24 protein-coding genes, 1 tRNA gene and 1 pseudogene are annotated in these 26,254 nt (G+C 43.1%); 18 read left to right on the top strand and 8 right to left on the bottom strand.

The window, feature by feature from the left end; all coding sequences use genetic code 11:
• Nucleotides 1–457 precede the first annotated feature (457 nt).
• Together ATY38_RS11360 and ATY38_RS11355 are read left to right on the top strand one after the other, a co-directional pair.
• A complete protein-coding gene (locus tag ATY38_RS11360) occupies nt 458–2,899 on the top strand; it encodes an EAL domain-containing protein (protein ID WP_062559405.1) in 2,442 nt (813 codons plus the stop codon).
• 29 nt (nt 2,900–2,928) lie between these two features.
• Complete coding sequence (locus ATY38_RS11355; protein ID WP_062559404.1) at nt 2,929–4,332, top strand: sensor histidine kinase; 1,404 nt, start codon at nt 2,929–2,931, stop codon at nt 4,330–4,332.
• Here ATY38_RS11355 and ATY38_RS11350 read toward each other — a convergent pair.
• Genes ATY38_RS11350 through ATY38_RS11340 form a run of 3 tightly spaced genes read right to left on the bottom strand, consistent with a single transcriptional unit; the run spans nt 4,310 to nt 6,207 of the window.
• Nucleotides 4,310–4,729: an ExbD/TolR family protein gene (locus ATY38_RS11350; protein WP_062559403.1), complete on the bottom strand. Its 420-nt coding sequence runs from the start codon at nt 4,727–4,729 to the stop codon at nt 4,310–4,312. The two genes, ATY38_RS11355 and ATY38_RS11350, sit on opposite strands and share 23 nt — an antisense overlap.
• Nucleotides 4,729–5,490 (bottom strand): MotA/TolQ/ExbB proton channel family protein, encoded by a 762-nt coding sequence (locus tag ATY38_RS11345; protein ID WP_062559402.1) that lies wholly within the window; start codon nt 5,488–5,490, stop codon nt 4,729–4,731. Before ATY38_RS11345 ends, ATY38_RS11350 begins: the two co-directional genes overlap by 1 nt.
• A gap of 3 nt (nt 5,491–5,493) precedes the next feature.
• On the bottom strand, nt 5,494–6,207 hold the full coding sequence (locus ATY38_RS11340; RefSeq protein WP_062559401.1) for an energy transducer TonB: 714 nt from the start codon (nt 6,205–6,207) through the stop codon (nt 5,494–5,496).
• Between the two features lie 299 nt (nt 6,208–6,506).
• On the opposite strand from ATY38_RS11340, the gene ATY38_RS11335 reads away from it, so the two are divergent.
• The 7 genes from ATY38_RS11335 to ATY38_RS11305 all read left to right on the top strand — a co-directional run bounded on the left by ATY38_RS11335 (nt 6,507) and on the right by ATY38_RS11305 (nt 14,629).
• Nucleotides 6,507–6,923: an RDD family protein gene (locus ATY38_RS11335; protein WP_062559400.1), complete on the top strand. Its 417-nt coding sequence runs from the start codon at nt 6,507–6,509 to the stop codon at nt 6,921–6,923.
• Nucleotides 6,924–7,154: 231 nt separating this feature from the next.
• Entirely contained in the window at nt 7,155–8,087 is a 933-nt protein-coding gene (locus ATY38_RS11330; protein WP_062559399.1) for a GGDEF domain-containing protein, read from the top strand.
• Between the two features lie 170 nt (nt 8,088–8,257).
• Nucleotides 8,258–10,558 carry a DNA translocase FtsK gene (locus tag ATY38_RS11325; protein WP_062559398.1) on the top strand — a complete coding sequence of 767 codons (2,301 nt, stop codon included), beginning with the start codon at nt 8,258–8,260 and terminating at the stop codon, nt 10,556–10,558.
• A 56-nt stretch (nt 10,559–10,614) separates the two neighbouring features.
• Complete coding sequence (gene lolA / locus ATY38_RS11320) at nt 10,615–11,238, top strand: outer membrane lipoprotein periplasmic chaperone LolA (protein WP_062559397.1); 624 nt, start codon at nt 10,615–10,617, stop codon at nt 11,236–11,238.
• Nucleotides 11,216–12,550: a replication-associated recombination protein A gene (locus tag ATY38_RS11315; RefSeq protein ID WP_143023469.1), complete on the top strand. Its 1,335-nt coding sequence runs from the start codon at nt 11,216–11,218 to the stop codon at nt 12,548–12,550. The genes lolA and ATY38_RS11315 overlap by 23 nt, the downstream gene beginning before the upstream one ends.
• A gap of 35 nt (nt 12,551–12,585) precedes the next feature.
• Nucleotides 12,586–13,902, top strand: coding sequence for a serine--tRNA ligase (serS, locus tag ATY38_RS11310; protein ID WP_062559396.1), 1,317 nt, complete (start codon nt 12,586–12,588; stop codon nt 13,900–13,902).
• 40 nt (nt 13,903–13,942) lie between these two features.
• Nucleotides 13,943–14,629 (top strand): DUF6781 family protein, encoded by a 687-nt coding sequence (locus ATY38_RS11305; RefSeq protein WP_062560186.1) that lies wholly within the window; start codon nt 13,943–13,945, stop codon nt 14,627–14,629.
• A gap of 69 nt (nt 14,630–14,698) precedes the next feature.
• On the opposite strand, the gene ATY38_RS11300 is transcribed toward ATY38_RS11305, so the two are convergent.
• Nucleotides 14,699–15,586: a recombination-associated protein RdgC gene (locus ATY38_RS11300; protein ID WP_062559395.1), complete on the bottom strand. Its 888-nt coding sequence runs from the start codon at nt 15,584–15,586 to the stop codon at nt 14,699–14,701.
• 46 nt (nt 15,587–15,632) lie between these two features.
• Here ATY38_RS11300 and ATY38_RS11295 point away from each other — a divergent pair, with 46 nt between their 5' ends.
• The 3 genes from ATY38_RS11295 to ATY38_RS11285 all read left to right on the top strand — a co-directional run bounded on the left by ATY38_RS11295 (nt 15,633) and on the right by ATY38_RS11285 (nt 18,631).
• Complete coding sequence (locus ATY38_RS11295; RefSeq protein WP_062559394.1) at nt 15,633–15,965, top strand: putative signal transducing protein; 333 nt, start codon at nt 15,633–15,635, stop codon at nt 15,963–15,965.
• 133 nt (nt 15,966–16,098) lie between these two features.
• Nucleotides 16,099–18,321, top strand: coding sequence for a Tex family protein (locus ATY38_RS11290; RefSeq protein ID WP_062559393.1), 2,223 nt, complete (start codon nt 16,099–16,101; stop codon nt 18,319–18,321).
• A 234-nt stretch (nt 18,322–18,555) separates the two neighbouring features.
• A tRNA-Lys gene (locus ATY38_RS11285) sits at nt 18,556–18,631 on the top strand.
• A 443-nt stretch (nt 18,632–19,074) separates the two neighbouring features.
• Here ATY38_RS11285 and istB read toward each other — a convergent pair.
• Together istB and istA are read right to left on the bottom strand one after the other, a co-directional pair.
• Nucleotides 19,075–19,884: an IS21-like element helper ATPase IstB gene (istB, locus tag ATY38_RS11280; RefSeq protein WP_062559392.1), complete on the bottom strand. Its 810-nt coding sequence runs from the start codon at nt 19,882–19,884 to the stop codon at nt 19,075–19,077.
• Complete coding sequence (gene istA, locus ATY38_RS11275) at nt 19,877–21,376, bottom strand: IS21 family transposase (protein ID WP_201011929.1); 1,500 nt, start codon at nt 21,374–21,376, stop codon at nt 19,877–19,879. Before istA ends, istB begins: the two co-directional genes overlap by 8 nt.
• A gap of 588 nt (nt 21,377–21,964) precedes the next feature.
• Here istA and ATY38_RS11265 point away from each other — a divergent pair.
• The 4 genes from ATY38_RS11265 to ATY38_RS11250 all read left to right on the top strand — a co-directional run bounded on the left by ATY38_RS11265 (nt 21,965) and on the right by ATY38_RS11250 (nt 23,903).
• Nucleotides 21,965–22,201, top strand: a complete 237-nt coding sequence (locus tag ATY38_RS11265) for a hypothetical protein (protein ID WP_062559389.1) — start codon at nt 21,965–21,967, stop codon at nt 22,199–22,201.
• A gap of 90 nt (nt 22,202–22,291) precedes the next feature.
• Nucleotides 22,292–22,489, top strand: a complete 198-nt coding sequence (locus tag ATY38_RS11260; protein WP_062559388.1) for a hypothetical protein — start codon at nt 22,292–22,294, stop codon at nt 22,487–22,489.
• Between the two features lie 351 nt (nt 22,490–22,840).
• Nucleotides 22,841–23,128, top strand: a complete 288-nt coding sequence (locus ATY38_RS11255; RefSeq protein WP_062559387.1) for a hypothetical protein — start codon at nt 22,841–22,843, stop codon at nt 23,126–23,128.
• Nucleotides 23,129–23,633: 505 nt separating this feature from the next.
• Nucleotides 23,634–23,903: a hypothetical protein gene (locus ATY38_RS11250; protein WP_143023493.1), complete on the top strand. Its 270-nt coding sequence runs from the start codon at nt 23,634–23,636 to the stop codon at nt 23,901–23,903.
• Between the two features lie 134 nt (nt 23,904–24,037).
• Here ATY38_RS11250 and tnpA read toward each other — a convergent pair.
• Nucleotides 24,038–24,391 (bottom strand): annotated as a pseudogene (gene tnpA, locus ATY38_RS17070) (IS200/IS605 family transposase); the annotation flags it as partial.
• A gap of 292 nt (nt 24,392–24,683) precedes the next feature.
• Between tnpA and ATY38_RS16105 the strand changes: the two are divergent.
• Both ATY38_RS16105 and ATY38_RS11245 read left to right on the top strand, forming a co-directional pair.
• A complete protein-coding gene (locus ATY38_RS16105) occupies nt 24,684–24,845 on the top strand; it encodes a hypothetical protein (RefSeq protein ID WP_158441775.1) in 162 nt (53 codons plus the stop codon).
• Nucleotides 24,846–24,964: 119 nt separating this feature from the next.
• Nucleotides 24,965–25,540: an MEDS domain-containing protein gene (locus ATY38_RS11245; RefSeq protein ID WP_062559385.1), complete on the top strand. Its 576-nt coding sequence runs from the start codon at nt 24,965–24,967 to the stop codon at nt 25,538–25,540.
• Nucleotides 25,541–25,628: 88 nt separating this feature from the next.
• Here ATY38_RS11245 and ATY38_RS11240 read toward each other — a convergent pair whose 3' ends face one another.
• Nucleotides 25,629–26,234 (bottom strand): MazG-like family protein, encoded by a 606-nt coding sequence (locus tag ATY38_RS11240; protein WP_062559384.1) that lies wholly within the window; start codon nt 26,232–26,234, stop codon nt 25,629–25,631.
• Nucleotides 26,235–26,254: the final 20 nt, after the last annotated feature.

Raw genomic sequence — 26,254 nt, 5'->3', positions numbered from 1 at the left:
TATTATTCGCTGCACGTGATTGGCACCCTGATTCTGAGGTGAATTCAAGTCTGAAGTATGCAACTTTATAATACCGAGTGGAAGCAAGCTATATTAGCCGGTTAAGCTGCTTGAACGATTAAATAAAATAATCCAGCTCTACACAATCGTGCAGCTCTCCAGAGCGCAACGATAACAGATTTACGAATACGTGAGCGATGCTAGAAACAAGGTTTGGAGAAATATCGCATGTTCCGCAGCCAAATGAACACACACAGCACTTGACGACAAAACACCAAATGCGTTCTACTTCTATAAATTATCCGCAATGAAAAAAACAGCACAGACATTCATCGCAAGATTTTCATTTAATGCATGAAAAGGTCTGCTCAATCAAGCGAGGCCGATTCTCAAGCCTTTCCTTGAGCAATATTGAATAGATTCAAACTCGATCAATCTTTACAACCGGTTCGCAACTATGAGTGAATTTATCAAAATACTGATTATCGAAGATGAAAAAATAGTGGCTCTTGATTTAAAAAGACGTCTGATCAAATTAGGCTACCAAGTCACAGGAATGGCTGCCAATGGTCAGAAAGCGTTAACTCTGGTGAATCAGGATCTGCCCAATATTGTTTTAATGGATATCCATATTCAAGGAAGTATGGATGGAATTGAGTTGGCTGGTATATTACAAAAAACACATAGCATTCCAATAATTTATCTCACAGCCTATTCCGAAGCACAAACTGTAACCCGCGCAAAAGCAACCAAACCCTATGGATATCTGCTAAAACCATTTTCTGACAGAGAATTAAATATCATCATCCAAGTCAGTATAGAACGCTACGAAAGTGATATTTTGTTAAAAAAAAGCGAGCAGCACTTACGCCTTGCATTAGAAGCAGCACGTATGGGCACGTGGGAGGTGGCAAAAGCCTCACATAAGATATTCATGGGGAAAAGCCCAAGAGGCGATCTTGAACCCATAGCCGATTGGGAAAGTTTTTTTCTCACCATTGACGATAGCGATAAATCAGAAGTTTGTGATTTCATTGATAGACTCTGTGCAAAAAGAGGTTATGCAGCTGAAATAGAATTTCGTGTCACCTCTGACGCAGGGAAAATTTGCTGGTACAAGCTGTACGGCAAATCATTTGAGAATGGTAGCTCTGCCCAATATCAGGTTGTTGGAATCTTGCAGGAAACTACTGAGAATCGACTTGCAAAAGATCGTCTGGCTCAGGCAGCCACGGTTTTTGAATGTTCCACGGAAGGTATTATTATCCTTAACAAGGATAAGTTGGTTGATTGCGCCAATAATGCTTTTTACTCCATGACCCAGTATCAAGAATGTAATCTCAAAAATAAAGAATTGCCTTTTCTTACCCATCGATCGCTGGATGAAAATATCTTTAAGGACTTATGGCATAGCGTTGAGACGCATGGCTGCTGGCGCGGAGAAATCAAGGCATTTAAAAGAAATAAGGAAATAATGTACATCTGGCTTACGATCGGGCTCATTCCGGTCGAGACAGGTATGGAAAAGCAGTTTGTAGTGATGATATCGGATATTTCAAAGATCCGCGAAACACAGGAGCAATTAACGCATTTTGCGTATTACGATAGCCTTACTAATTTACCTAATCGTATTTTGATCATGGACCGCCTTAATCAGTCCATAGCAAAGGCGGCACGTGATTCATCCTTGCTGGGCATATTATTTATTGATCTGGATAACTTCAAACGAATTAATGATACTTTGGGGCACAAAAATGGCGATTCAATGCTATGTCTCATTTCGCAAAGAATATTATCAGTATTACGCCAAAGCGATACATTAGGAAGATTGAGCGGTGATGAGTATATTACTATTGCGGGTAACGTTGAATCTTATGATGCTTTGATTAGAATTGCCGAGAAAATATTGGATTGCATTTCGAAACCTGTCGTTCTCAGTAATATGGAAATAATCCCGTCATGCAGTATTGGCATCAGCGTGTATCCCCATCACTCCGAAAATCCGGATCATTTAGTGCAAATGGCGGATACAGCAATGTACGAAGCCAAAAACAACGGGCGTAACAATTACGCCTTCTACCATCCTGGTCTGACACAAAGAGCCGTCCATCACCTGACACGGGAGAGGGAATTACATCATGCTCTGATCAATAATGAATTTTTACTTCATTTTCAGCCACAATTCTCTCTGATAAATGAAGAAATAATCGGAGTGGAAGCTCTGATTCGTTGGAAGCATCCCAAGAAAGGACTACTACTGCCGGCAGAAATTATTCCCGTCGCTGAAACCAGCCGATTAATTATTGATATCGGTAATTGGGTCTTGAGGGAAGCATGCAAACAACTGCATCAGTGGCGAAATGATGGTTTGAATAATTTACGCATGTCAGTGAATGTTTCAATACGCCAGCTCGCGGATAATAATCTGCAAAAATTTATCGCAAAATTATTGCATCAGTATTCTCTCCCCGCGCATTCTCTCGAACTGGAAATCACAGAATCCTGTTTGCAAAATGAATTAATTTATATCTCCTGCCTGGAACAATTGAAAAAGCTGGGAATACTCATTTCCATCGATGATTTTGGCACAGGCTATTCCTGCCTGAGTTCGTTAAAAAACCTCCCGATCCATCGCTTAAAAATTGACCAAAGCTTTGTTAAAGGAATCCCGTTGGACAAGAATGATTGCGCCATTGCAACGGCTGTTCTGGCATTAGCTCAGAAGCTTAATTTGCAAGTTACCGCTGAAGGCATCGAAACATATGATCAGATTATTTTTTTGCTCGACCACGGTTGTAATGAATTACAAGGTTACTGGCTCAGCAAGCCGGTTTCTCCCAAACAAATACCCGATTTAATACGTGATTTTCCCGATCAATTTACAAGTTTAAAATCCTGACTCTTTATTCATCATCAGAAAATCCAGATATGCCATCTAGCCGATTTAGAAATTTCAGCAATCCCGAAGAAATGGTAAACCTTGCTGTGGAAGCTTCCCCTAATGGGATGGTGATGGTCAATGGTGAAGGTAAAATTGTCTTGGTAAATTCAGCCTCGGAAAAAGTTTTCGGTTATTCTCGGCAAGAACTTATCGGACAGCCAATTGAAATGCTGCTACCGGGGCGATTTCGTGCAAACCACCCTGAGCTCCGGCTTACTTATGTGAAGGAATCAAAGTCTCGCCCGATGGGCCATGGCAGGGACCTCTATGGTTTGCACAAAAATGGAAAAGAATTCCCTGTCGAGGTTGGGCTTAATCCCGTTGAAACCTTGAACGACGGCACATTTGTCCTGGCTGTTATCATTGACATCAGTGAGCGCAGACAAGCTGAAAAAATGATTAACCTAGCCGTGGAAGCAGCGCCAAATGGTATGGTCATGACTGATCATAGTGGAAAAATTTTGTTGGTCAATTCCACGACTGAGGAATTGTTCGGTTACCTGCGTCAGGACATGATAGGACAACCGATAGAAATGCTCATACCTACATCGCACCATTCGCACCACCCGGAATTGAGAAAGAATTTCCTAAAAAATCCCAGTAAACGCGCCATGGGGCATGGACGGGATCTTCATGGTGTACACAAGAGCGGCAAAGAATTTCCGGTTGAAGTTGGCTTAAATCCAATCCAAACAACGGAAGGAATTATAGTCCTGGCTTCCGTTATCGATATCACCGCGCGCAAACAGCAGGAAGAACAACTTATAGCTGCTCTGAAAGAAAAAGATTTATTATTATCGGAGATTCATCACAGAGTTAAAAACAACCTGCAAATTATCGACAGTCTCTTAGGTATGCAATCTGAAACCTTACATGACGATACTGCAGCAATCAAGGTCTTAACAGAAAGTCAAAACAGGGTCAAATCGATGGCTCTTATTCATCAAATTCTGTATCAATCGCAAGATTTCTCTCAAGTTGATTTTTCCGCATTTATCCACTCATTGGTAAATAATCTTTTAGTTTCCTACACCCCGGATACTTCCAGGATAAAAACTAAAATCAATACTGATAAAATTCTTATTCCCATTAATATCAGTATACCTTTGGGTCTGTTGCTAAACGAATTATGTACAAATGCAATAAAGTATGCTTTCCCAGGGAATCATTCGGGAACAATTCGAATTAGCTTAAAGGATCATAGCGCAAGCAAGCTGTTGATGCGCATTAGTGATAATGGAATTGGCATAGCCAAGGATTTAGATATTGAAGATACGCCCACACTGGGTCTACAACTCGTTCAATTGCTAAGTGAACAAATTAATGCAGAGTTAACCATTCATCGTAGAAATCCGACAAGTTTCACACTTATTTTTCCGAAGGATCTGTAATAAAACCGATTCTTGTCATGCCCGCTTTGGCTGCGATGCTCATTACCCGTGCAACATGTTCATAATGCGCCAATTTATCTGCGCGAAGATGTAGCTCGGTTTCAGGTTCCTGGGTTATTTTTGCAGTAAAACGCGGTGCTAACTGTTCCAACAGTTCAGGCTCGCCATTCCAGAATAGACTACCATCCGCACGTATAGCCAACTCAATATGTTCGGTTTGTATAATATTGGGAACATTCTCCGCTTTTGGCAGATCAATCTTGACTGAATGTGTCAGAAGTGGTGCTGTAATAATAAAAATAATCAACAAAACCAACATCACATCCACCAGCGGGACTACATTAATTTCTGACATGGGCGTCTGGCGACTGCTATCCTGCATACTTCCAAACGCCATTATTGTCCCCTTTCCATAACAACATCAATCGAATCCGCATCTATTTCATGTCGCGATTGCGGAGAAGAAGAAATGGATGCATCGGTGTTATCTCCAGCCGTTATCAATACGAATAGATCGTGAGCAAAAGCTTCCAAGCGCGCAAGCCAGATACGGTTACGACGTACAAAAGCGTTGTAGGCCAGCACTGCCGGAATAGCTACCGCCAGCCCCAGCGCCGTCATGATTAATGCTTCACCAACAGGACCGGCAACCTTGTCTAAAGTACCTTGCCCCGAAAGTCCAATTTGTATCAATGCGTGATAAATTCCCCATACCGTTCCAAACAAACCAATATAAGGCGCTGCCGAACCTGCTGTGGCAATTAACGTTAGTCCATTCTCAACTCGCGTAGCTTCCTGATCGATACCGTTGCGTAAAGTACGTGTCAGAAATTCACTTGTCCCCTCTGCAGTCAGAGATTTATGCATGCTGCGCATTTTGGAGTCACTCGTCGCATCAATGCTCATTTTAGCAAGCTCAGAGAATGCATTATCCGGTGCCGCATTTTTTAATTCGACACGAGCTGTTTGGAGCGAATCATAACTCCAGAAATGTTTTAAAAAAGCCTCAACACGCCGTTTAGCAATTAGATTTGCAATACTTTTTGTAATAATTAAATACCAGCTCGCAATTGATAGTGACAACAGTAATACCAACACGCCGATGCCCACTTCATCAATTTGATTGAGAAAATGGGAAAAGCCAAGTCCTTGTTCCATGAATTAATTTCCTTGCAATACAAAATTAAAAGGTTGTAAAGCTACCGCCCGAACCGGTTGACCATTACGCAATGACGGATTACAGTGCCAGCTTTTTACCGCGGTTAATGCCGCTGTATCAAGACGCTCATAGCCACTGCTATTAAGAATTTTTGCCTCATCAATACGCCCACTCTCATCCAGTTCTACACGCAACACCAATTTACCTTCTTCACCCATGCGTCGTGAGATGGCAGGATACGTTGGCGGAGATAATTTTGGGCAAGAAACGGATAATTCCGAAGTCAATGTCACAGGCCCGGTAGGCATTTGTGCTGGCGCAGAATCCGACAAGGTTCCGGATTCTCCAATTTGATTGAGAACCAGATCTGCTGCAGGCGATGGCTCCGGAGCAGATTCGATATACTCCTGCTTAGGAATCACGGGGGCTTTCGCTACAAGGCGTTCTTGCTTAGGTTTGACAACAGGTTTTTTGGCTGGCTGAAGTTTTACAGGCACGGGCTCCGGCAATGCCTCAGGGGCAGCTCGTGATATTGACGGAGCAATTAGCTCAGCGAACAAAGTAACTACCTGATCAGGAGCTGGAATTAAGCGCTGATTCCATAAAAAATAAAATAAAGCAGCGTGCACAATCAGTACGAACAACAATCCCGGTAATGAAATAAGGCGTTGTTGCTGCTCAAAATATTCACTATTTTTCCAAGATAATGATTGCATTACAGAATAACAAACCCAGAAAAATTCTTACTTATTAAGACTCGAAACTATCACAAACAGATGCACTGACTCGCCAAATTCGTATGTAACCATTACATCAACAATCTGTTTCCGTACCCTAAGTACTGAAAACAAAACCACACAGTTCTGCATGATAACGCAAACGATAATAGTTATCAATCGCTAGATTGAAGCTTAATACCAGGATAATTTGTCAAAACAATACAGAAGGCTTTATCATAAATAAATCCACTGCACTAATTAACAGACAATGCGATCACATCCAAATTAATTCGAACATGGCTTACTCCACACCCGGCTTCTGGCGTCGCATTACTTGCCTGATTTATGAATTTCTTCTTCTATTAGCCGTTTTGTTATTTGCGGGATTCATTTTTCATCTTGTTTTCCGAGATACGCAAGCCGTTTATTTCCGACCATTATTTCAATTTTATCTACTCTTAGTCATGGGATATTACTTCACTTGGTTTTGGACGCATGGCGGACAAACATTAGCCATGCAAACTTGGAAGATGCGCATCGTGACAGCGAATGGTGGCAGCCTAACAAAAAAACAAGCCATTATTCGTTACTTGCTTGCAATAACAGGGATTTTTCTTTTTGGGTGTGGAATCATCTGGGCATTGTTTGATCGCGATCACCAATTTCTCCATGACCGCATTGCAGGGACCCGAATCATTTTGTTGATAAGCTAAGGTTCGCTTGGAACCGACTAACCTCCTTACGATAATCCGTCTACTATCTGGTCTTTTTACAGGCGTTTAGTATACACATTTTTATGCTGCGTCTAAAAATGTGTATACTAAACGCCTTGTTATAAGCCTTGTTATAATTTTCTCTAATTATAATAACTAGCATTTAAAGATTGGTTTCAATAATCCGTTGATATTATGACTTCATCTCTAGATTAGCGATCATTTAAACAAATGCGTAGCCAAATTTTCTCAGCAATTACTTACTTGAAGCTCTATCTGAAAGAATGTTCCATTCAAGCTAACTGCGTTGTTATCTTAGCCGCAACGATCGCTATTTTCATCATTGACTTAAGCCTTCCCTTAGGCGTTGCTGCTGGCGTACCTTTTGCACTGGTAATATTCGCCAGCCTATGGGTAAGCGGAGTTCAATTTACCTATTTAATCGCCACGCTTGGATTCATTCTAACCATCATGGGATTCTTTCTGTCATCGCACATGGTTGCTCCATTAAATATTGTATTGTTTAATCGAGGAATAACTTTGTTGTTGATCATTTGTTCCGCATACATGGTGATTAAAATCAAAAAAGCAAATGTGGATATCACAACGTTAATGAATCAGATACTGATTGATCCTGTAACAGGATACAAAAACCGCCAAGCCTTTGAAACCGAACTGGATACAGAAATTCTGCGCAGCAAACGTTATAATCGAAGTTTATCCTTAGCGATTATCGATATTGATCTTTTAAAGTTGTTTACTGACAATTACGATTATAAAAACAAAAACAATTCTATCAAGAAAGTTTCCCAAGAAATCAAGACTAACATCAGAATAACCGATTTCTTCTATCGCATTGATATTAATGTGTTTGCTATTATATTTTCTGAAACAGATTTGGTTGAAGCTAAAAAAGTATGTGAAGCCATCCGTAAGAAAACCTCCTCCATCATTGATAAAAACGCTGAAAACAAGATCATGATAAGCATTGGTATCGCGATGCTTGAAGAAGCGGATAACAAAATTAATCTATGCAAACGTGCAGAAGATGCCCTTTTTATCTCGAAGCAGAATGGAGGACATCAGGTTTCCACTTTGCCTGCAGTTGCCAATAAAGAAAAAGCTCCCGTCGCTGCCATCCTGTCGCGTTCGAGATACGATTGACCCCATTTTTCCAGCTCAAAACAAGTAAAAGCATCCTCTGCGCACTCAAATCAATTCTTTTTTAACTGTAGAAATAAATGCATTTATTGATGCATTGAAGAAATTGCCTCAAATTCTCTTATATAATCCAAGGTATCAATCAGCCAAAACCCTACGTTTCTGAGACATCCATGAGTTTATTGAACAAGCCAATGGCCAAAAAATCAAGCGGCCATTCTTTTCCACCCAGAGTAGCCCGGTTATTGCGTGAATCAGGGCTATTGATGTTGATGGGTGCTGCACTTTATCTGATATTGATATTTTTTAGTTACGACCGTAGCGATGCCGGCTGGTCGCACAGTGGCGATTCTAATCAAATCAATAACGCAGGAGGGAATGTCGGCGCTTGGTTGGCTGACTTATTGCTATATCTATTTGGCGCATCCGCATGGTGGTGGGTTGCTTTCTTTCTGTCTGCAATTGCATGGAGCTATCGTCGAATAGATACCGTTGGTATTTTTGATCGGCATTCCCTGTTACTTTCTCTTGGTGGTTTTTTATTATTGCTTGCAGCCAGCAGCGGCTTGGAATCGCTCAGATTTTACTCGCTCAATATTTCACTGCCCTTACTGCCGGGCGGGATGCTAGGCAATACAATCAGTCATCATCTCTCCCAAATACTGGGATTTACGGGCGCTACACTGACATTGTTGATACTCATCGCCGTCGGCTTTAGTCAATTTACCGGCTTATCATGGGTCCGATTTGTAGAAATGCTTGGCGAGAGTGTTGAAAATCTATTATTACTCCTCAAAAATACATGGGAAACAAAGCAGGATAAGTTTGCAGGTATCATTGCCTCTCACGTCCGAGAAAGAACCATTGAGAACGAGAAAAAACGTATTGAAAACAATCCGATTCTGCATATCGAACCCCCAACGACGAATATTACTAAATCACAACGCATTGTCAAAGAGAAACAGTCCTCCTTATTTTCAGATTTACCTGACTCACCGTTGCCTCCCCTGCACCTTCTGGATGAACCAGATAAAGATTTTGAAGTATTATCCAAGGAAGTTCTGGAATTCACTTCTCGCCTAATTGAACGAAAGCTCAAAGAATTTGGTGTCGATGTTAAAGTGGTTGCTGCCTTCCCCGGACCAGTTATCACTCGCTATGAAATTGAGCCGGCCATTGGAGTCAAGGGTAATCAAGTCATTAATCTGATTAAGGATCTGGCGCGTGCACTATCAGTTGCCAGCATCCGGGTAGTCGAAACTATTCCGGGGAAAACCACCATGGGACTCGAAATTCCCAATCCAAAACGCCAAATTGTTCGACTCCAGGAGATTCTCAGTTCACAAGTCTATGCCGATTCCGCTTCACCGCTGACCATTGCATTGGGCAAGGATATCAGTGGTCGCCCGATGGTATCGGATCTGGCTAAAATGCCTCACGCACTGGTAGCCGGAACCACCGGATCAGGCAAATCAGTGGCGATCAATGCCGTCATCCTGAGCCTTATATATAAAACTACGCCGGATCAGACCCGCCTGATCCTAATTGATCCCAAAATGCTGGAATTATCGGTATATGAAGGTATTCCGCATTTGCTGACGCCGGTTGTCACTGATATGCGTGAAGCAGCTAGTGCATTGCGCTGGTGTGTTGCCGAAATGGAGCGTCGTTATAAACTGATGTCTGCATTAGGTGTACGCAATCTCAGTGGTTACAATCAGAAAATACAAGAAGCCAGTAAAAATGAAGCGCCTGTAATTAATCCACTGGCGCTACCTGAAGAAGAGCCGGAATACCTAGAAGAGTTGCCGCTCATTGTCGTGGTTATCGATGAGTTAGCCGATTTGATGATGGTCGCCGGCAAGAAAGTTGAACAATTAATTGCCCGGCTTGCACAAAAAGCACGAGCATCGGGCATTCATCTGCTATTGGCAACTCAACGTCCCTCCGTCGATGTGATAACCGGTTTGATTAAAGCAAACATTCCTACGCGGATTGCTTTTCAGGTTTCGAGCAAGATTGATTCACGCACCATTCTCGATCAAATGGGAGCAGAAGCCTTACTGGGTCAGGGTGACATGCTGTACTTACCGCCCGGCAGCGGCTATCCGCAACGTGTTCATGGTGCTTTTGTCGCCGATCATGAGGTTCACAAAGTAGTTGAATACCTCAAAGAACATGGAGAACCCAACTATATCGAAGAAATTCTTAGGATCGATGATGAAGAAAGCGATGCCGGCAATTCACTCGAATTTAAAAAACCATCTGAAGGTGAAGCCGATCCGCTCTATGATGAAGCAGTTGCCATCGTAATCAAAACCCGCCGCGCCTCTATCTCTCTCGTACAAAGAAATTTGCGCATCGGCTATAATCGCGCAGCCCGGCTAGTTGAGGATATGGAACGAGCCGGTTTGGTCTCATCGATGCAAAGTAACGGTAATCGGGAAGTATTAGCTCCGGCACGTAACGAATAATCCACCTCTCAGCTAATTGTACTTGGTACTACACACCCATTTCATTAAAGGAACCTATGGTGCGTTTAAACTGTTCCATTTTCTTCTTTCTGCTTAGTCTGATACCTGTTTTGACTGAAGCAGCCGCTATCAACAGCCTGAAAACTTTCATCCAGGAAACCCGCACAGTCCGCGCAAAATTCTCACAAACACTGTACGATAAAAATTCCCGTGCCATTCAAGAATCAACCGGCACCATGCAATTCGAGCGTCCGGAAAAATTTCGCTGGGCTTATGAAGAACCCTATGAGCAACTGATTGTTGGCAATGGCACGCAAGTCTGGTTTTATGATCATGACCTCAATCAAGTAACGATACGCCAATTCAGCATCGCTATCGGTAGCAGTCCAGCCGCATTACTCGCCGGTAGCAGTACGATTGAGGATAATTTCGAACTGGTTGAGCTAGGTATGCAAAACGAAATGGAATGGCTCGAAGCAACTCCCAAAAGTAAGGAAAGCGCTTTTGAATTCATCCAGATGGGATTCTCACCGGAGGGCGCACTCAAGATCATGGCATTGCGGGATAATTTTGGGCAAACGACATTATTGTCATTCTCTGAGCTAGATAAAAACCCCACGCTACCCCCCGATTTATTTAAATTCATCCCTCCGGACAATGCAGACGTCATCACTGAATGATCTTGGTCTTTTCTCGGCCAACGCGCCAAGAGCACCGCTGGCGGAGTTGTTACGCCCTAAACAACTCAACGACGTCATCGGACAAAACCATCTACTCGGGACAGGAAAACCATTACGTTTAGCATTTGAATCGGGCAAACCACATTCCATGATTTTATGGGGTCCGCCAGGAACCGGAAAGACCTCCCTGGCACGTCTCATGTCCACAGAATTCAATTGTGAATTCATATCGTTATCCGCCGTTCTATCTGGCATCAAAGATATTCGCAATGCGATCGAAGAAGCTCGGTCAGCCTTGCAACAAACCGATCGACATACCATTCTTTTTGTCGATGAGGTGCACCGCTTTAACAAATCACAACAAGACGCTTTCTTACCGCACATAGAGCAAGGCTTGATCACTTTCATCGGCGCGACCACGGAAAACCCATCCTTTGAAATTAACAATGCACTGTTATCACGTGTTCAAGTATATATCCTCACCGCCTTATCCGAATACGAGCTATCCAGTTTACTTGAACGCGCCCACAAACTGATGCCGGATAACTTGCAATTTTCCGATGAATCAAGGGAGTTACTGATCGAGTTCGCTGATGGTGACGCTAGGCGTTTACTGAACTTACTGGAGCAAATTCACACTGCAGCTAAGACCGAATCAATCACACAAATCAATAAAGATATTGTCCTCAACACACTATCACGCAATGTGCGCAGCTTTGATAAAGACGGCGATGAATTTTATGATCAGATATCCGCATTGCATAAATCCGTCCGTGGATCTTCACCTGATGCGGCGCTTTATTGGCTGTGCCGCATGCTGGACGGCGGTGCCGATGCGCTATATATCGGACGCAGGTTGATCCGCATGGCCGTTGAAGACATCGGCCTGGCCGATCCACGTGCTTTGCGCTTGGCATTGGATGCCTGTGAGACTTACGAACGGCTAGGGACGCCGGAAGGCGAGTTGGCATTGGCACAAGCTACCTTGTATTTGGCATGCGCAGCAAAAAGTAACGCTGCCTATTTAGCCTACAAGAAAGCCCGTTCCTTGGTTTCCCAAGACAAATCGCGCCGTGTTCCGATACATTTACGTAATGCGCCCACAAAATTGATGGAGGATATTGGCCATGGAAACGCATACATTTACGCGCATGATTGCCCCGAGGCTTATGTCGCAGGTGAAAACTACTTCCCGGATGAAATGCCTGAAGTGAATTTTTATCAACCGACTGCTTACGGGCTAGAACAAAAAATTCAAGAAAAATTAGCTTATTTGCGAAACTTGGATAAACAAGCAAAGAATAAGCTATAAAATTTAATTAATACCGGTTATCTGGGAGTTCTTGCATGCTAGAAATTCAACAATTACGCACCGATCTGGATCGTGTTACCCGGCAGCTTGCAAAAAGAGGCTACACCTTTCCGGTCGAAACATTTAATGCCTTGGAAGCAGAACGCAAAATTATTCAAACCCAAACACAGGAACTGCAGGCGCAACGTAATGCAACCTCAAAGAGAATCGGTCAGGCTAAAAGCAAAGGCGAAGACACTTCGGCAATTATGGTTGAAGTAGCGCATCTGGGCGATGTATTGAAACTTGCGGAAGATCAGCTTGAGCAAATTCAGCATAATTTGCAGAAAATACTGCTCGAGGTGCCTAACTTGCCGCATATCACCGTACCTGATGGCATAGATGAGACAGGCAATGTACAAATTCGCCACTGGGGTGAACCGCGACAATTTGATTTTCCCATTGAAGACCACGTCAGCATCGGCGAAGGTCTTGGGTTATTGGATTTTGAAACCGCCGCCAAACTCAGTGGCGCACGCTTTAGCCTGATGAAAGGCGGACTTGCTCGCTTACATCGAGCACTGGCTCAATTTATGCTGGATACACATACGCTGGAACATGGATACACGGAAACCTATGTCCCTTATCTGGTCAGCCGGGACAGTCTGCGCGGCACGGGACAACTCCCCAAATTCGAACAAGATTTATTTGCCGTCACCGCCGGTGGGGCAGAATCATCCTCTGCAGGAAATATGCCGGAATATCATCTTATTCCTACTGCGGAGGTACCCATTACCAACATAGTGCGCGATGAAATCGTGCCACTGCAATCACTGCCCCTTAAATATGTGTCGCATACACCCTGCTTCCGTTCCGAAGCCGGCAGCTATGGCCGTGATACGCGCGGCCTGATTCGTCAACACCAATTTGATAAAGTGGAGCTGGTACACATCGTTCACCCGGATCAATCCTACGACGCGCTGGAACAGCTGGTCGGTCATGCGGAAAAAATTTTACAGAAGCTGGCGCTACCCTACCGGGTCATGGCCTTATGCACCGGTGATATGGGTTTTTCGGCAGCAAAAACTTACGATATTGAGGTTTGGCTGCCGGCACAAAACACCTACCGTGAGATATCCTCCTGCAGCAATTGTGAAGCATTCCAGGCGCGCCGCATGCAAGCACGCTTCCGTAATGAAAATGGCAAGCCGATGTTATTGCACACATTAAACGGTTCCGGCCTGGCTGTTGGACGCACGTTAGTAGCTGTGTTGGAAAACTATCAGAATGCGGATGGCAGCATCACTATACCGGAAGTTTTACGCTCCTATATGAATGGCCTTGACCAACTCGGGCGTAGCAGCGCAAAATAAAAACCAAATGCAACCATTCACCTTTATAGGAAGCACCATCATGCAAAATGAACATAGCGGTCAGTTCGACAATACATCTGACAACGACAACAGACTCAAAACACTCGAAGCTGAGGTGCGTGAAGCGATTGCCAGCGGCACGCATATTCGTGAAACCGTGCGCCGGCTAACCCTGGAAGCTATGAATGCAAAACATATCGATCTGGAATCCCTGCAGCGAATCATCACCGCAGTGATGGATGGCGTGCACGACGGCGCAGCGCACCAATTGCAACACGCTACCAATCAAGCACACGCAGCAAAATCGCAGATTACCGAAGCGGTTGCAGGGCTTGATTCCGCGCTCGCTGGATTTGCCGAAGCTTCCAAACTTGCCGTTCAGGAAGTAACCAGCCAAGCCAGGAAATTCTCTGATACCGAGTTACAACGCACACGTTCTGATCTGGAAAGTCTGGAAAGTTTATTTCTTGATACGCTTCATCGTACCGGCACAGCAGCGCAAGGCGTGATTGCAGAGATTCTGCTGGATTTAAGCCAGCATGCAAAAAATAATGGAACCACAGTAGGCTCGCAGTTAAAAGAAACTTTGGCCATTTTTGCGCAACAGATCGCAGCAGTCGGACAATCTCAGCTGGAAACCGGTGCCACCCTCGCCCAGAAAACAGCTGAATTTGTGGGTAAAATCACTCAAGGCGTCCTCTCGGGAATCAAGGACAAATCCAAATGAAGCTATTATAAAACTCGATAAATGGGACGAGCGCTGGCCATGTACAGAATTTGCATAACCGGCTACACCCTAACTTAAATCCTCACCACCTAATGCATCAACCATTTCGGTGATAAGCTGGCTTAACTCGCCGGTCATAATGGCGAAATCACTGACAAATAGTTCTTCGACATCCTCCGTCGATTCTTTCAGAATATCCTGTGGTGCGATCCGCCGCAGCTGTAAATTATCATGTAACACAAATGAAATTTTACTATCCCACGTCATTGCCAGCTTGATCACTTTCTTCCCCGCCCGGACATGACGCGCGGTCTCTTCGGCTTCCAGCACATGATGAGTATATTTGACGGTCGCTTTCTCATCATTCATGCCTTGCAGCTCGCAATCCCTATCAATACTGAATATAGAGGGCAAATCAGTACCTGACAACCAACGCGTCATCGCTGAGGAAGGAGAAGTCTGCGTTTCCAATGGGGCCAGCGTCAGGCCGTGCATCGATTTAACCAATACCTCAACCAGTTCATCAGCTTTCTGGGTGCTTGCCGTATCGATAATCAAGCGATTTTTAATCGCATCGATCCAGGCATAAGTTTTGTGCCGCTGCGTAAAAGCACGTGGCATCAACTCAATAATTGTAGCTTCCTTGATATCCCTGATTTGTTTCTTACCCGGCTTGTAGCCTTGCATCTGCTCCATTTTCGCTAAACTGTCTTTAGCCTGCTGATTGATCACACCGGCTGGAAGCAACTTCTTCTCTACACCTAAAGCAATCAGCCACTGCTGACCATAGGCATGGACAAAATTTTGCTGTTCCTCGCGCGGGGTCATCCATCCACGGCTTTGCATCTCCGTTTGCAGGCATGGCTGTAACGCATGATTGGACAACGCCTCTTCGAGGTTATTCAATGTTATATTTCCGCTGGTGATACGATAGGCTTGTAAATTTCTGAACCACATAGTTTTTCTATATTAATCGTTTGATTTATTTTAAATTTTCTCTTACATGAAAAAAATATATTCCGCCAACACCTTGATGGAAGCCCAGATAGTACTGGATCTGCTCGAACACGCCTACATCCCGGCACAAATTTTTAACCAGCACGCGCAGGGCGTAACCGGAGAAATCCCTTTTACACATGCGTATCCGGAAATATGGATCACCCGCGACGATGATTATGAGCGCGCAAAACGCGTCATTGAAACCTACGAAAACACCCCGGTTACAACCGGCAATGTGCGCTGCCCCTCATGTCATGAAGAAAATCCGGCGAATTTTCAGCTGTGCTGGAAGTGTGGAAGCGGATTGGAAGTTGCAGTATATCGCGATCACATCTGAAACCTGAAACTAAAATTTCGTAATAAAAGAAAAAATCTCTGCTTTCACTCCAACCTGCGATTGATCAATTAGGATTGCACGGTAAATTGGTTTACCATCTTTCCTCAACACTTCACTCACCCAAAGAAATCTTATGTTGCCCTCCATCGAACACCGCCTCGCCACCGAACTTTCAGTAAAACCCTCGCAAATCCAAGCCACGATTCAATTGCTCGATAATGGTGCCACGGTGCCCTTTATCGCGCGCTACCGCAAAGAAGCAACCGGCGGGTTGGACGATGCGCAGTTGCGGTTATTAGCGGAGCGGTTGCATGGCCTGCGCGAACTGGAGAAACGGCGTACAGCGATCATGGCAGCCATTGAAAAGCAAGGCAAAATGACGCCGGAATTGCTCAATGTGATCGCACATGCGGAAAACAAAGCGCATTTGGAGGATTTGTATCTGCCGTACCGCAAAAAACGCCGTACCAAAGCACAAATTGCCATCGAAGCGGGTTTGCAGCCACTGGCAGATACCTTGTTGGGCGACCCGAGGATCGACCCGCTCATTGAAGCGGCGAAATACCTGAAGGCACCATTTATTACTGACGAAGGCGACAATCCAGGAGTGGCCGATATTGGACAAGCATTGGCGGGTGCGCAGCATATTCTGATCGAACGTTTCTCCGAGCATGCGCCGCTGCTGCAAATATTGCGCGACTACTTGCACGTACACAGTGTTTTGACCGCCAAGGTCACTAAGGACAAAAAAGACAGCGACACTAAATTCACCGATTATCACGACTATTGCGAAGCTATCGGCAAAATCCCTTCGCATCGTGCATTGGCGCTGCTACGCGGAGAACGCGAAGGCATTCTGAAGCTAAAACTGCGGCTGAGTTCTGAATTGGAAGAAAAGAATCGGAATTTAGTGCCCAATCCATGCGAACAGCGGATCGCACGTCAATTCAATGTCCATGACCAGAAGCGTGCGGCAGATAGCTGGCTGATCGATACTGTGCGCCAAGCATGGCACAACAAAATTTTCACGCATCTGGAAACAGAATTAATAAGTAACCTGCGGGAACATGCCGAAACTGAAGCGATCCAGGTGTTCGCACAGAACCTCAAAGCCTTGTTGCTTGCACCCCCCGCTGGTGCGTGCGTCACCATCGGACTCGATCCGGGCTTGCGCACCGGTGTCAAAGTCGCTGTTGTTGACATTACCGGTAAAGTACTCGACACCGCGACGATTTATCCGCATGCGCCGAGAAACGATTGGAACGGTGCGCTGGCGATCTTGAAACAACTGGCGGAACACCATCACGCCACGCTGATTGCGATCGGCAACGGAACTGCATCACGCGAAACCGATTTGTTGGCTAAGAATCTGATTAAACAATATCCGCAACTTAAACTCACATCGATCATGGTGTCAGAAGCGGGTGCGTCAGTGTATTCCGCTTCCGAACTGGCATCGGAAGAATTACCGCAACTGGACGTATCTCTGCGCGGTGCGGTTTCGATCGCACGGCGGTTACAGGATCCCTTGGCCGAGTTGGTCAAGATCGACCCGAAATCGATCGGTGTAGGCCAGTACCAACATGACATCAATCAAAGCCAATTGGCACAATCGCTCGATGCCGTGGTGGAAGACAGCGTTAATGCTGTCGGCGTTGATGTCAACACCGCATCTGCGGCATTACTGCGTTATGTCGCCGGACTCAGCGGCAAAATCGCGCACAACATCATCGCATACCGCAACACCAATGGCATGTTCGCTAAACGCATCGATCTGATGAGAGTCCCGAGCCTGGGTGAAAAAACCTTCGAGCAAGCCGCCGGATTCCTGCGTATTCCCAATGGTACCAACCCGCTTGATGCTTCCGCTGTTCACCCGGAATCGTATCCGCTGGTTGAGCAAATACTGCATGACATAAAACTGAACATCTCAGAATTGATCGGCAATCACGCAGTTTTAAAAGCTATCCACCCGGAACAATACGCCAATGCGCAATTTGGTTTGGTGACCGTCAAAGACATTCTGAAAGAACTCGAGAAACCCGGCCGCGATCCCCGCTCCACCTTCAGAACCGCCACTTTTAAGGAAGGTATTGAAACTATAAAAGACTTACGCTCCGGTATGGTGTTGGAAGGTGTTATCACCAACGTTGCCGCATTCGGTGCATTTGTTGATATCGGTGTGCATCAGGATGGTTTAGTGCATATCTCGGCATTATCAGATAAGTTTGTCAAAAATCCACATGCGATCGTTAAAGTGGGTCAAGTAGTCACAGTCAAGGTATTAGATATTGATGAAAAACGTAAGCGAATTGCGTTGACAATGCAACTTGCTGACAACAAAAAAATATCCTAAAGGAATTACCTCCATAACGCCTATTGAATAGGAAGTGCTTCCTCACGGAAAAAATTTTTAACTTTGATTACAAATCTGACAGAGATTCTTGTAACAGATCCTTTCGAGCCCAAGGTAAAAAATTTAATTCATCGTAATATCAACTAGTAAACGATATCAGCAGTCACCAAATCTGCATTCCCCTCGATAAAGCCATTTATATTGGCTGTCGAATCGGGTATAATGCCGCGCTTTGGGTCGTTAGCTCAGCCGGTAGAGCAGCGGACTTTTAATCCGTTGGTCGCGCGTTCGAATCGCGCACGGCCTACCAAATAAATCAAGGGGTTAGTTCAAAAGACTAATCCCTTTTTTATTTCTGGTGCCACACTGGTGCCACGTCAAAAAGACATTCACCCAATAAAAAACCCGCCACTTGGACGGGTTTGTTAAAAGTTTTATTCTTCTAACCGGTATTTGTCGCGATGTTTATCCAGATCATGGAAAACTTTTCTTTTCTTTACACTCTTATAAAGCAGAAATTCAAGATAAGTAAAAAATCCCACATGATATCCTTTCGCGCATGAATCATCGGTGAAATCCATATCTTCAACTATTGAGCCAAGAATGTTGATACCGGTTTAAAATTGCCCCCCATTACGGTTGAAAATTGACCAGGGGAAATCAGTGCGTAGGGTACTACGCATCTGTGGATAAGTCGACCAGACTGAGTTGGTTTTTTACCTCCTGTTGATGTTTTAGTCATAATGCAATGCGCTACAAATTAGCCAGATATTCTTCTGGAGAAGATTTTTCTTTTTCTCTTTCCTGTATTTTCATTTTTGCATTAGCGGCGCTTTGTTTGTAACGGAAAGAGTCATTACCGGTTTCGATAATATGGCAGTGATGGGTTAGTCGATCCAAAAGCGCGGTGGTCATCTTGGCGTCGATGAAAACGCTGCTCCACTCAGCAATCGCCAGGTTGGTGGTAATGATGACGCTGGTGCGTTCATAAAGCCTGGAGAGTAGGTGAAACAATAAAGCGCCGCCCGCTTGAGAGAATGGCAGATAGCCCAATTCATCGAGGATAACTAGGTCGACCTGTAATAGTCTTAGCACCAATCGACCTTGTTTTCCTGCAGATTTTTCCTGTTCCAGACTATTGGCCAGATCAATGGCACTGTAAAAACGCACTTTTTTATTATGATGCTGTATGCCTGAGGTACCGATGGCAACGGCTAAGTGCGTTTTGCCAGTTCCGGTGCCACCGACCAGCACCAGGTTCTGTGCTGCGGTTGCAAATTCCATCGTGGCCAGTTGATGAATCAGTTGTTGATCGACTTTGGACTGGCTGAAGTCAAAACCCTGTAAATGGCGCTGTATCGGGAATCTGGCGGCCTGGGTCTGATAGCGGATGGAGCGGATGCTGCGCTCGGTTGATTCGGCCTGGAGTAGGTGATACAGGATTTTGTCGACCGATTCAAGATCAGCCGTCCTATCCAGTGTATGCTGTTGCCTTAGTTCGGCATAGCAGGCCGCCATTCCATATAATTTCAATTCCTTGATTTGCGCGAGAATGTCAGACATGCGGCACCTCCTGGACGCTCAGGCGGTCATAGCGCGCAGTATCGGCCCGCGGCTCTTCATTGAGTTTAAGTGTCGTTTCCACTAGCGCAGGTAGCTCAGCCTGTTTCAGGCGCGCGAGTACATTGGCTACATGCTCGGCGCTAAGCACACCGGATTCCAACGCCAGTTCAACGGCGACCAGAACAGCTTCCAACCCATGTGTTGGTACCAGACTCAGTACTTTGGCCATGGTTCGATCGGCTTGCTGGTGTTCTCTGCGCCGCAATGCAGTCTGAAATTGCAACAAGGGTGCCGGTAATTCAGCAAATGGGGCACCGTTGCGCAAGGCGCCCGGTTTCTTCTCGATGATCGGAATATAATGCTGCCAGTTATAGCTGACCTGGTCGCAATCCAGAAGACGGATATGACTGACTACTACAGCATTGTCATGGACAATCTCGACGCGGTTGGAGTACAGATGAACCGCTACCATCTGGTTGGCTAGGTAACAGGGAACGGAATAACGGTTACGTTGCAGTGTGACCAGGCAAGTGCTGGAAACACGCGCCAGCACTTCAATATAACCATCAAACGGCGCTGGCATCGGCATCAGGTGCATCTGTTCCTGTTCCAGCGCATCGGCTAGGGTAATGCCAGCATAATCCGGGTGCTGTATTTCTGACCACAGCGCGCGGCAGCGCGCTTCAAGCCAGTTATTCAGATCCTCAAATGTACTGAACTGTTGCTGTTTGGCCTCAGCCCAGATAAGGCGGCGCACATCCTGAACATTCTTCTCAACAATCCCCTTTTCCCAGCCGGAAGCAACATTGCAGAAATCCGGCTCGAACAGGTAATGTGCCGTCATCGCAAAGAAACGTGTATTGACCACACGTCCATTGCCTTTGGTCACCTTGTCCACAGCAGTCTTCATGTTGTCATAGATGCCGCGCCTTGCAATACCTCCTAAAGCAGTGAATCCGCGCGTATGGGCATCAAACAACATCTCGTGGCCTTGAGAAGGATAGCCCGACAGCATGAATGCACGGCTGGCGCATAGTTTGGTGTGCGCAGCCAGAACCTTGCGATGAATGCCGCCGATCACCAGCCACTCTTCGCTCCAGTCAAACTGGAACGCTTCACCCAATGCAAACCTTAGCGGCACATATGCTGATTTACCCTTACCATCTTGATTGCGCCAGTTACGGATAAAGTCGGAAACAATCGTATAACCGCCCGTATAGCCTTCGTTCAAAATCTCTTTAAACAACATCTTCGCCGTGCGCCGATCCTTCTTGGGACGACACGCATCCCCTTCCAGTGCCAATAACAGCCTAGGCTCAAACGGAGTCAATTTGCCTGACTTCTTTGCCCTTTGATATTTAACAGCACTATCACCGGACGCTCTCAGCCACTTCTTTATCGTGTTTCGTGACAGACTTGTTCGTCGCTGAATTTCATTCATCGACAGATGTTCACGATAATACATCCGCCGTATCTTTGCATACATAACCATAGTAATCACTTCTACTGTCTCCTGCCTAAAATTTAAGCAGGATACGTCAATTACCTGGTCAATTTTCAACCGGTACAATCAGGCTTTTCTGGTCAATTTTCGACCGGCGTCAACAGTCCAAATATTACATAAGGGGGAAAATTCACCTAAAAAAAGGAAAAAACTCCACTTTCTATTAAAGTGACGTGCAACAAGTGTCACTTGGAAAATTTTCTCTGTCACCACAGCAAAATTCTTGCGGTTGTGCAGAGGTCTTTTAAATTTAATTATCAGTCTGTACGGGTTACAAACATTAGTTAAAGGATGGTTTCCACAAATATCCAGTGCGTTGCTAGCGAGCGCACTGGCTAAACTTGTATACAAGGGGGAAAAATAGAATAGCCCAAAGATGATCTTTGAAAAAGGAAGAATCCGTAGATCTAAAACCATTAGATCAGTAGATAATTTTAATACTGTACGGTTTCCCCCCATTCTGACTAATCTCTTATCAAATTTGTCTTGTTACCCTTTATGTATTTAAACGCACAGACCAAGGAGATAGTCTTGGGGCACCATTCAAATTCCCATTAACTTTGAAGGATTATTATCATGATGAAAATTTTACTCACAACTATTGTTACTGGATTTTTATTTGTTAGTGCTTCTACATTTGCCGGAGATTATTCTCAAACGCAGAACAAAGTTGATGACAAGGTGAATGTACCTCAAAAAGCTCAATCCAACCAAAAGGACGCTGAGACGAACATGCAGAATAACAGCAAGAATGAAGCTGAACAGGCCAACAATAAAGATACGGATAATCAACGAAAAAAAGACTTTAGATAATAGTCCCATACCAACTCACTTCGTAGAGTTTTGGTTGTCCATCTTAGACATAAGTTATCACACTGAGTAATATTTTAAGGAGACATTCTCATGGAACGAAAAGTACAGATTATAGAAAAGGAATCTCTTAATCCCATAGCGGAATATCTGATTGATTTGGAAGATAACAATTCAAATGAAGCTTATTTCGCAGAAGCGTGGATGAACGCTATTGATGATGGGTTAGTTGATTCAGCAAACGAACCGGATTACGAGATGAAATTTGTTGAAGGTGTACCTGCGGAGTAATTAAGAATTACTCTATTATTACCCCAGGTCTCGCTATCTATTATTAAATGTCGCACTGAAAATCATATAAATATTCTTGAATCGATAAATTCTTAAACATCTTAAGGTGTTGCTATGTCATTTGATGAGAACAATGATCCCGATAAAAAACTTAGCTCTCTAATTTTCTTTCTATTTATATTGTTAATCTTAGGTAGCATTCTGATTGTGGGAATGGTGTGGACGCTTATTGACCCCGATTTCAAGTATATTCCGGAAGGTTTCAGGCAATTTTTTAATTCACTGTAAGCACCGTACTGACTTTAATTTTTAACGCATCATAATTTTTCACTTTTTTATGGAGAATACTTTATGAGCAATAAAGAGGTTGTTTTAATCGTCGGATGTTTATTATTTCTTCTCAGCTCGCCTGTTTTTTCTCAATCAACCCCTCCCTTAGAAAAATCTATTGGAATAACCCCTGCTGAGCAGTTCTCAGAACCTGGTCGTATTCAGAATGAGATAGATAAAAAAAGAAATGAAACCAACTCACCTGACAGCGATGCTAATCGCTATATCACAACGCCATCTGACAATGTTTCTGAACCACTTAACCAATTTGAAAAAGATTCAGGAATAAACCAAAGAAATTTTGAATAGAAATATCAGATTAAGACTACATCGGCTTTTGTAGTTTTTCTTTTTTAGATATCGTACAGAGTCAATTAAATGACATAAGTAATATGTCCTTTTATCCGGAGATAATCATGCAAACTGAAGATACCCAACCTAAGAAAAAGAACATTGCCATTACTATGATTTGTGCTGTGTTATTAGCTTTTGCGCTTATTTTAATAGGGTCATGGTTTTGGGGATGGGAATATTAATAAGCAAATACGTATGCAACAAATGATTTAAAGGAAAAGATATTCTTCTTTCTGAGGTTTTTCTTATTGAATTAGGAACTTATAAGTTTATTATAAAGACACATAACTCAATCTTTGACCATCAATTTTCATTAGATGCACAAGAAAACATTAAAGCGAGAACCCGCCTGGCAGTTTTTATTTAATCTAAGCCACAGGCATGATTTGTCGTATGTATGCAAACAGACAGACAGGCTCTTCCAAGTAAATTCATAATGAATTTTTAACCTAGGAGTATCATGATGAATAAAGTATTAATAGCTTTTCTCTTAGCAATTTTTATTTTGCCCGCTTCAGCATTACTGGCTGATTATGGAGATGATTTAAAGAAAAGAGATGAACAAAAAATAAAAGAGAACCATAAAAACCCACCTCTTCAGCCATCGGGCACCTCTCCCGCCCCAACTTACGATCCCTCTGGCACGCCCGGCAATTTAAAATCCCCAACTGGTATTGACTCAAATAATAAATCAGGCAACAATTCGCAAGATCCCGGACAGAGAAAATAGATCTTATTTTTTATTACTACCTGTGAAAATTATTACCCGCTTAGGCGGGTTTTTATTTTGTGACCCTTAGGAGGGTGGGATGTCTAACTGTGAATATTTTCAAAATAAAGAACTCGGCCGCAAGCGACCGAGTTTTAGAAGAGCGGTAGTTGCTCAAACCTCCCTTCCATTTCATCCATCACTTTGACTTGATTTTGTACATACTGACGAATAACCTCCTCGTTAGCATTACCTATAGTTTCAACAAAATAGCTTTGTGTCCATAACTTACCTCCCCAAAATTATTTTCTCTTTATCTCTGGGCATATACGAAAAAATTCTCGGGCTGATATGCTTTTTATTACTTGCATGACATATGCTGGCGAAATCTTCGGATCTGTTCTCACTACCATATGAATATGATCCATTGGAATCTCTAATTCCACAATCTCTATATCGTAGTCATACCCTATCTTACCAATAATGCCTTTTAACTCGCTTCTATATGGCAAGCCCCCGAGATTTTCGCGATGCGGCTAAATGATAAAGCGCTCATTGAAGATTATCGCAAACATGCTTGGAAAAGAGCAGTATATGAACAGAGTGTTAATGAAGAAAAATAATCTGATTATGAGATAATTATAAATGTAAAAATTCCAACTTTAACATAGCCTTACAATTAAAAGCATACCTACAATATCAACCCGCACCTGTGGGTTTATTATCTCTCACATTTCAAAGATGTTTGTTAACGAACAGTCAATCGTTTCAAACTAAAGGGAAATATTAGGAGAAATTGATTTGAGAAGAGCTCGTTTCGCTAAAAAAGCTAGTGGTCAATTAATGGCCGAATACCTGACAAATCTTCAAAAAATTCTCGAAAAAGCATGGTTTCGTGCAATATATGGAAGATCAGTAATTGAAGCCAATAAGACTGATTACGAAATAGAGTGTCGTTTTTAAAACCACACATTAAATAATAATTATAATTTGAATAATTAAAGAATGAATTTCTTAAACTTTGAGAATATACTGCTCGTAAATAATGTTAATTTTTTGTGAAAATTTATGGATTAGTTACGATGAATAATATCTCATATATAACTCAAAGAGTTAAAGATGATTTAGCAAATAATCAAGCAGTGATTGTAATTGTACAAGCCAAGCAAAGAAAACAAATCACTGAAGAATTGAGCACATATAATTTTGATATTGAAGAAGTAAAAAATAAAGGGCAGATAAAATTTCTTGACGCTGGACTATTTCTCTCCAATTTCATTTTGGATAACGAGCGCCTCGATACTCAATCTTTAAACACATACTTAAGTCATACAATAAAGAATTCAAAGTTATACTTTGATCACGTTCTTGTAATCGATGGAATGATGGATTTGCTTTTAAAACGAGGAAAACATGAGTCCGCTGTATTGCTTGAAAAACGACTACATGACATAGCTTCACAACAAGAATCCTCTGTATTTATATTCGACTCTGGTATCCCCGTAGCCGTAGTATGTGCTGAAGAAAACTCCGAGTCATCAATTAGGACAGCTATTGAAAATTCAGTAATGAATGGATTGGAAACAGCGGGGAATACTTTGGAAAATCTTGCAAAACCTTCAACAACCGAGCTTAAATCTTTTTCGTCCCCTATCTAGATCGTAATTCACATTTCTTAAAATCCAATAGACATCAATTACCAGTATTGATGTCTTCCCCGTTATATAATTCACTCCGTCATGTTTTTTAATTATCATTACCAGCTTGCTTTGCGGAGCTTTTCTGCACCGCAGAATTAAGATTACCCAGTAATTTTTTTGATTTCTTTGTTGTAGTCTTCATCATAGCCAAAGCGGCAGGATAATCTTCATGAGTTTCTTCTAGAATATTTCCATTAAATCTTATTATTTTTTTATTTTGGATCTTTTTAAAACTAATTTCCAGACATTCAAGTAAGGAAGAATTATTTAAAGCTGCAAGAATAGTGAGATAAGCAAGTAAATTCCAAATTTCTTTGTTAATTTTATCCTTATTCGCTATATCTCCAGATAACTTTCCAATAATATTATATATTTTCAGTAGGATATATTGCGGATCATTTAAATTCTCTTCCTTTATTTTTATTGAGTGATCAAGACAATCGGAAAAAGATACTTTACTCATTATACAAATAATGATCATGTTAATAAGACAATTTCCAATTTCCTCTCTACATCCCTTCCCCTTGGTTATGACGGTTGTTAACTGACCGAATTTTGAAACAAGCATTAGAGTTTCAATATGAATATCCGCCACATTCACAAGATTAGACTTCTCTAACCAATCAATAACTTGATGACTGAGATTTTTCATTTGAGAATTTATTAATTTTT

Source organism: Nitrosomonas ureae (assembly GCF_001455205.1).
GTDB lineage: Bacteria > Pseudomonadota > Gammaproteobacteria > Burkholderiales > Nitrosomonadaceae > Nitrosomonas > Nitrosomonas ureae.
Note: the sequence above shows the minus strand (reverse complement) of the source record. Positions and strands in the feature narration are given on the sequence as shown.

What these genes read in the sequence shown, in the direction of transcription:
- ATY38_RS11360 (WP_062559405.1), top strand. Translation starts at nt 458, where the DNA reads ATGAGTGAATTTATCAAAATACTGATTATCGAAGATGAAAAAATAGTG.
- ATY38_RS11355 (WP_062559404.1), top strand. Translation starts at nt 2,929, where the DNA reads ATGCCATCTAGCCGATTTAGAAATTTCAGCAATCCCGAAGAAATGGTA.
- ATY38_RS11350 (WP_062559403.1), bottom strand. Translation starts at nt 4,729, where the DNA reads ATGGCGTTTGGAAGTATGCAGGATAGCAGTCGCCAGACGCCCATGTCA.
- ATY38_RS11345 (WP_062559402.1), bottom strand. Translation starts at nt 5,490, where the DNA reads ATGGAACAAGGACTTGGCTTTTCCCATTTTCTCAATCAAATTGATGAA.
- ATY38_RS11340 (WP_062559401.1), bottom strand. Translation starts at nt 6,207, where the DNA reads ATGCAATCATTATCTTGGAAAAATAGTGAATATTTTGAGCAGCAACAA.
- ATY38_RS11335 (WP_062559400.1), top strand. Translation starts at nt 6,507, where the DNA reads ATGGCTTACTCCACACCCGGCTTCTGGCGTCGCATTACTTGCCTGATT.
- ATY38_RS11330 (WP_062559399.1), top strand. Translation starts at nt 7,155, where the DNA reads ATGCGTAGCCAAATTTTCTCAGCAATTACTTACTTGAAGCTCTATCTG.
- ATY38_RS11325 (WP_062559398.1), top strand. Translation starts at nt 8,258, where the DNA reads ATGAGTTTATTGAACAAGCCAATGGCCAAAAAATCAAGCGGCCATTCT.
- lolA (WP_062559397.1), top strand. Translation starts at nt 10,615, where the DNA reads ATGGTGCGTTTAAACTGTTCCATTTTCTTCTTTCTGCTTAGTCTGATA.
- ATY38_RS11315 (WP_143023469.1), top strand. Translation starts at nt 11,216, where the DNA reads ATGCAGACGTCATCACTGAATGATCTTGGTCTTTTCTCGGCCAACGCG.
- serS (WP_062559396.1), top strand. Translation starts at nt 12,586, where the DNA reads ATGCTAGAAATTCAACAATTACGCACCGATCTGGATCGTGTTACCCGG.
- ATY38_RS11305 (WP_062560186.1), top strand. Translation starts at nt 13,943, where the DNA reads ATGCAAAATGAACATAGCGGTCAGTTCGACAATACATCTGACAACGAC.
- ATY38_RS11300 (WP_062559395.1), bottom strand. Translation starts at nt 15,586, where the DNA reads ATGTGGTTCAGAAATTTACAAGCCTATCGTATCACCAGCGGAAATATA.
- ATY38_RS11295 (WP_062559394.1), top strand. Translation starts at nt 15,633, where the DNA reads ATGAAAAAAATATATTCCGCCAACACCTTGATGGAAGCCCAGATAGTA.
- ATY38_RS11290 (WP_062559393.1), top strand. Translation starts at nt 16,099, where the DNA reads ATGTTGCCCTCCATCGAACACCGCCTCGCCACCGAACTTTCAGTAAAA.
- istB (WP_062559392.1), bottom strand. Translation starts at nt 19,884, where the DNA reads ATGTCTGACATTCTCGCGCAAATCAAGGAATTGAAATTATATGGAATG.
- istA (WP_201011929.1), bottom strand. Translation starts at nt 21,376, where the DNA reads ATGGTTATGTATGCAAAGATACGGCGGATGTATTATCGTGAACATCTG.
- ATY38_RS11265 (WP_062559389.1), top strand. Translation starts at nt 21,965, where the DNA reads ATGATGAAAATTTTACTCACAACTATTGTTACTGGATTTTTATTTGTT.
- ATY38_RS11260 (WP_062559388.1), top strand. Translation starts at nt 22,292, where the DNA reads ATGGAACGAAAAGTACAGATTATAGAAAAGGAATCTCTTAATCCCATA.
- ATY38_RS11255 (WP_062559387.1), top strand. Translation starts at nt 22,841, where the DNA reads ATGAGCAATAAAGAGGTTGTTTTAATCGTCGGATGTTTATTATTTCTT.
- ATY38_RS11250 (WP_143023493.1), top strand. Translation starts at nt 23,634, where the DNA reads ATGATGAATAAAGTATTAATAGCTTTTCTCTTAGCAATTTTTATTTTG.
- ATY38_RS11245 (WP_062559385.1), top strand. Translation starts at nt 24,965, where the DNA reads ATGAATAATATCTCATATATAACTCAAAGAGTTAAAGATGATTTAGCA.
- ATY38_RS11240 (WP_062559384.1), bottom strand. Translation starts at nt 26,234, where the DNA reads ATGAAAAATCTCAGTCATCAAGTTATTGATTGGTTAGAGAAGTCTAAT.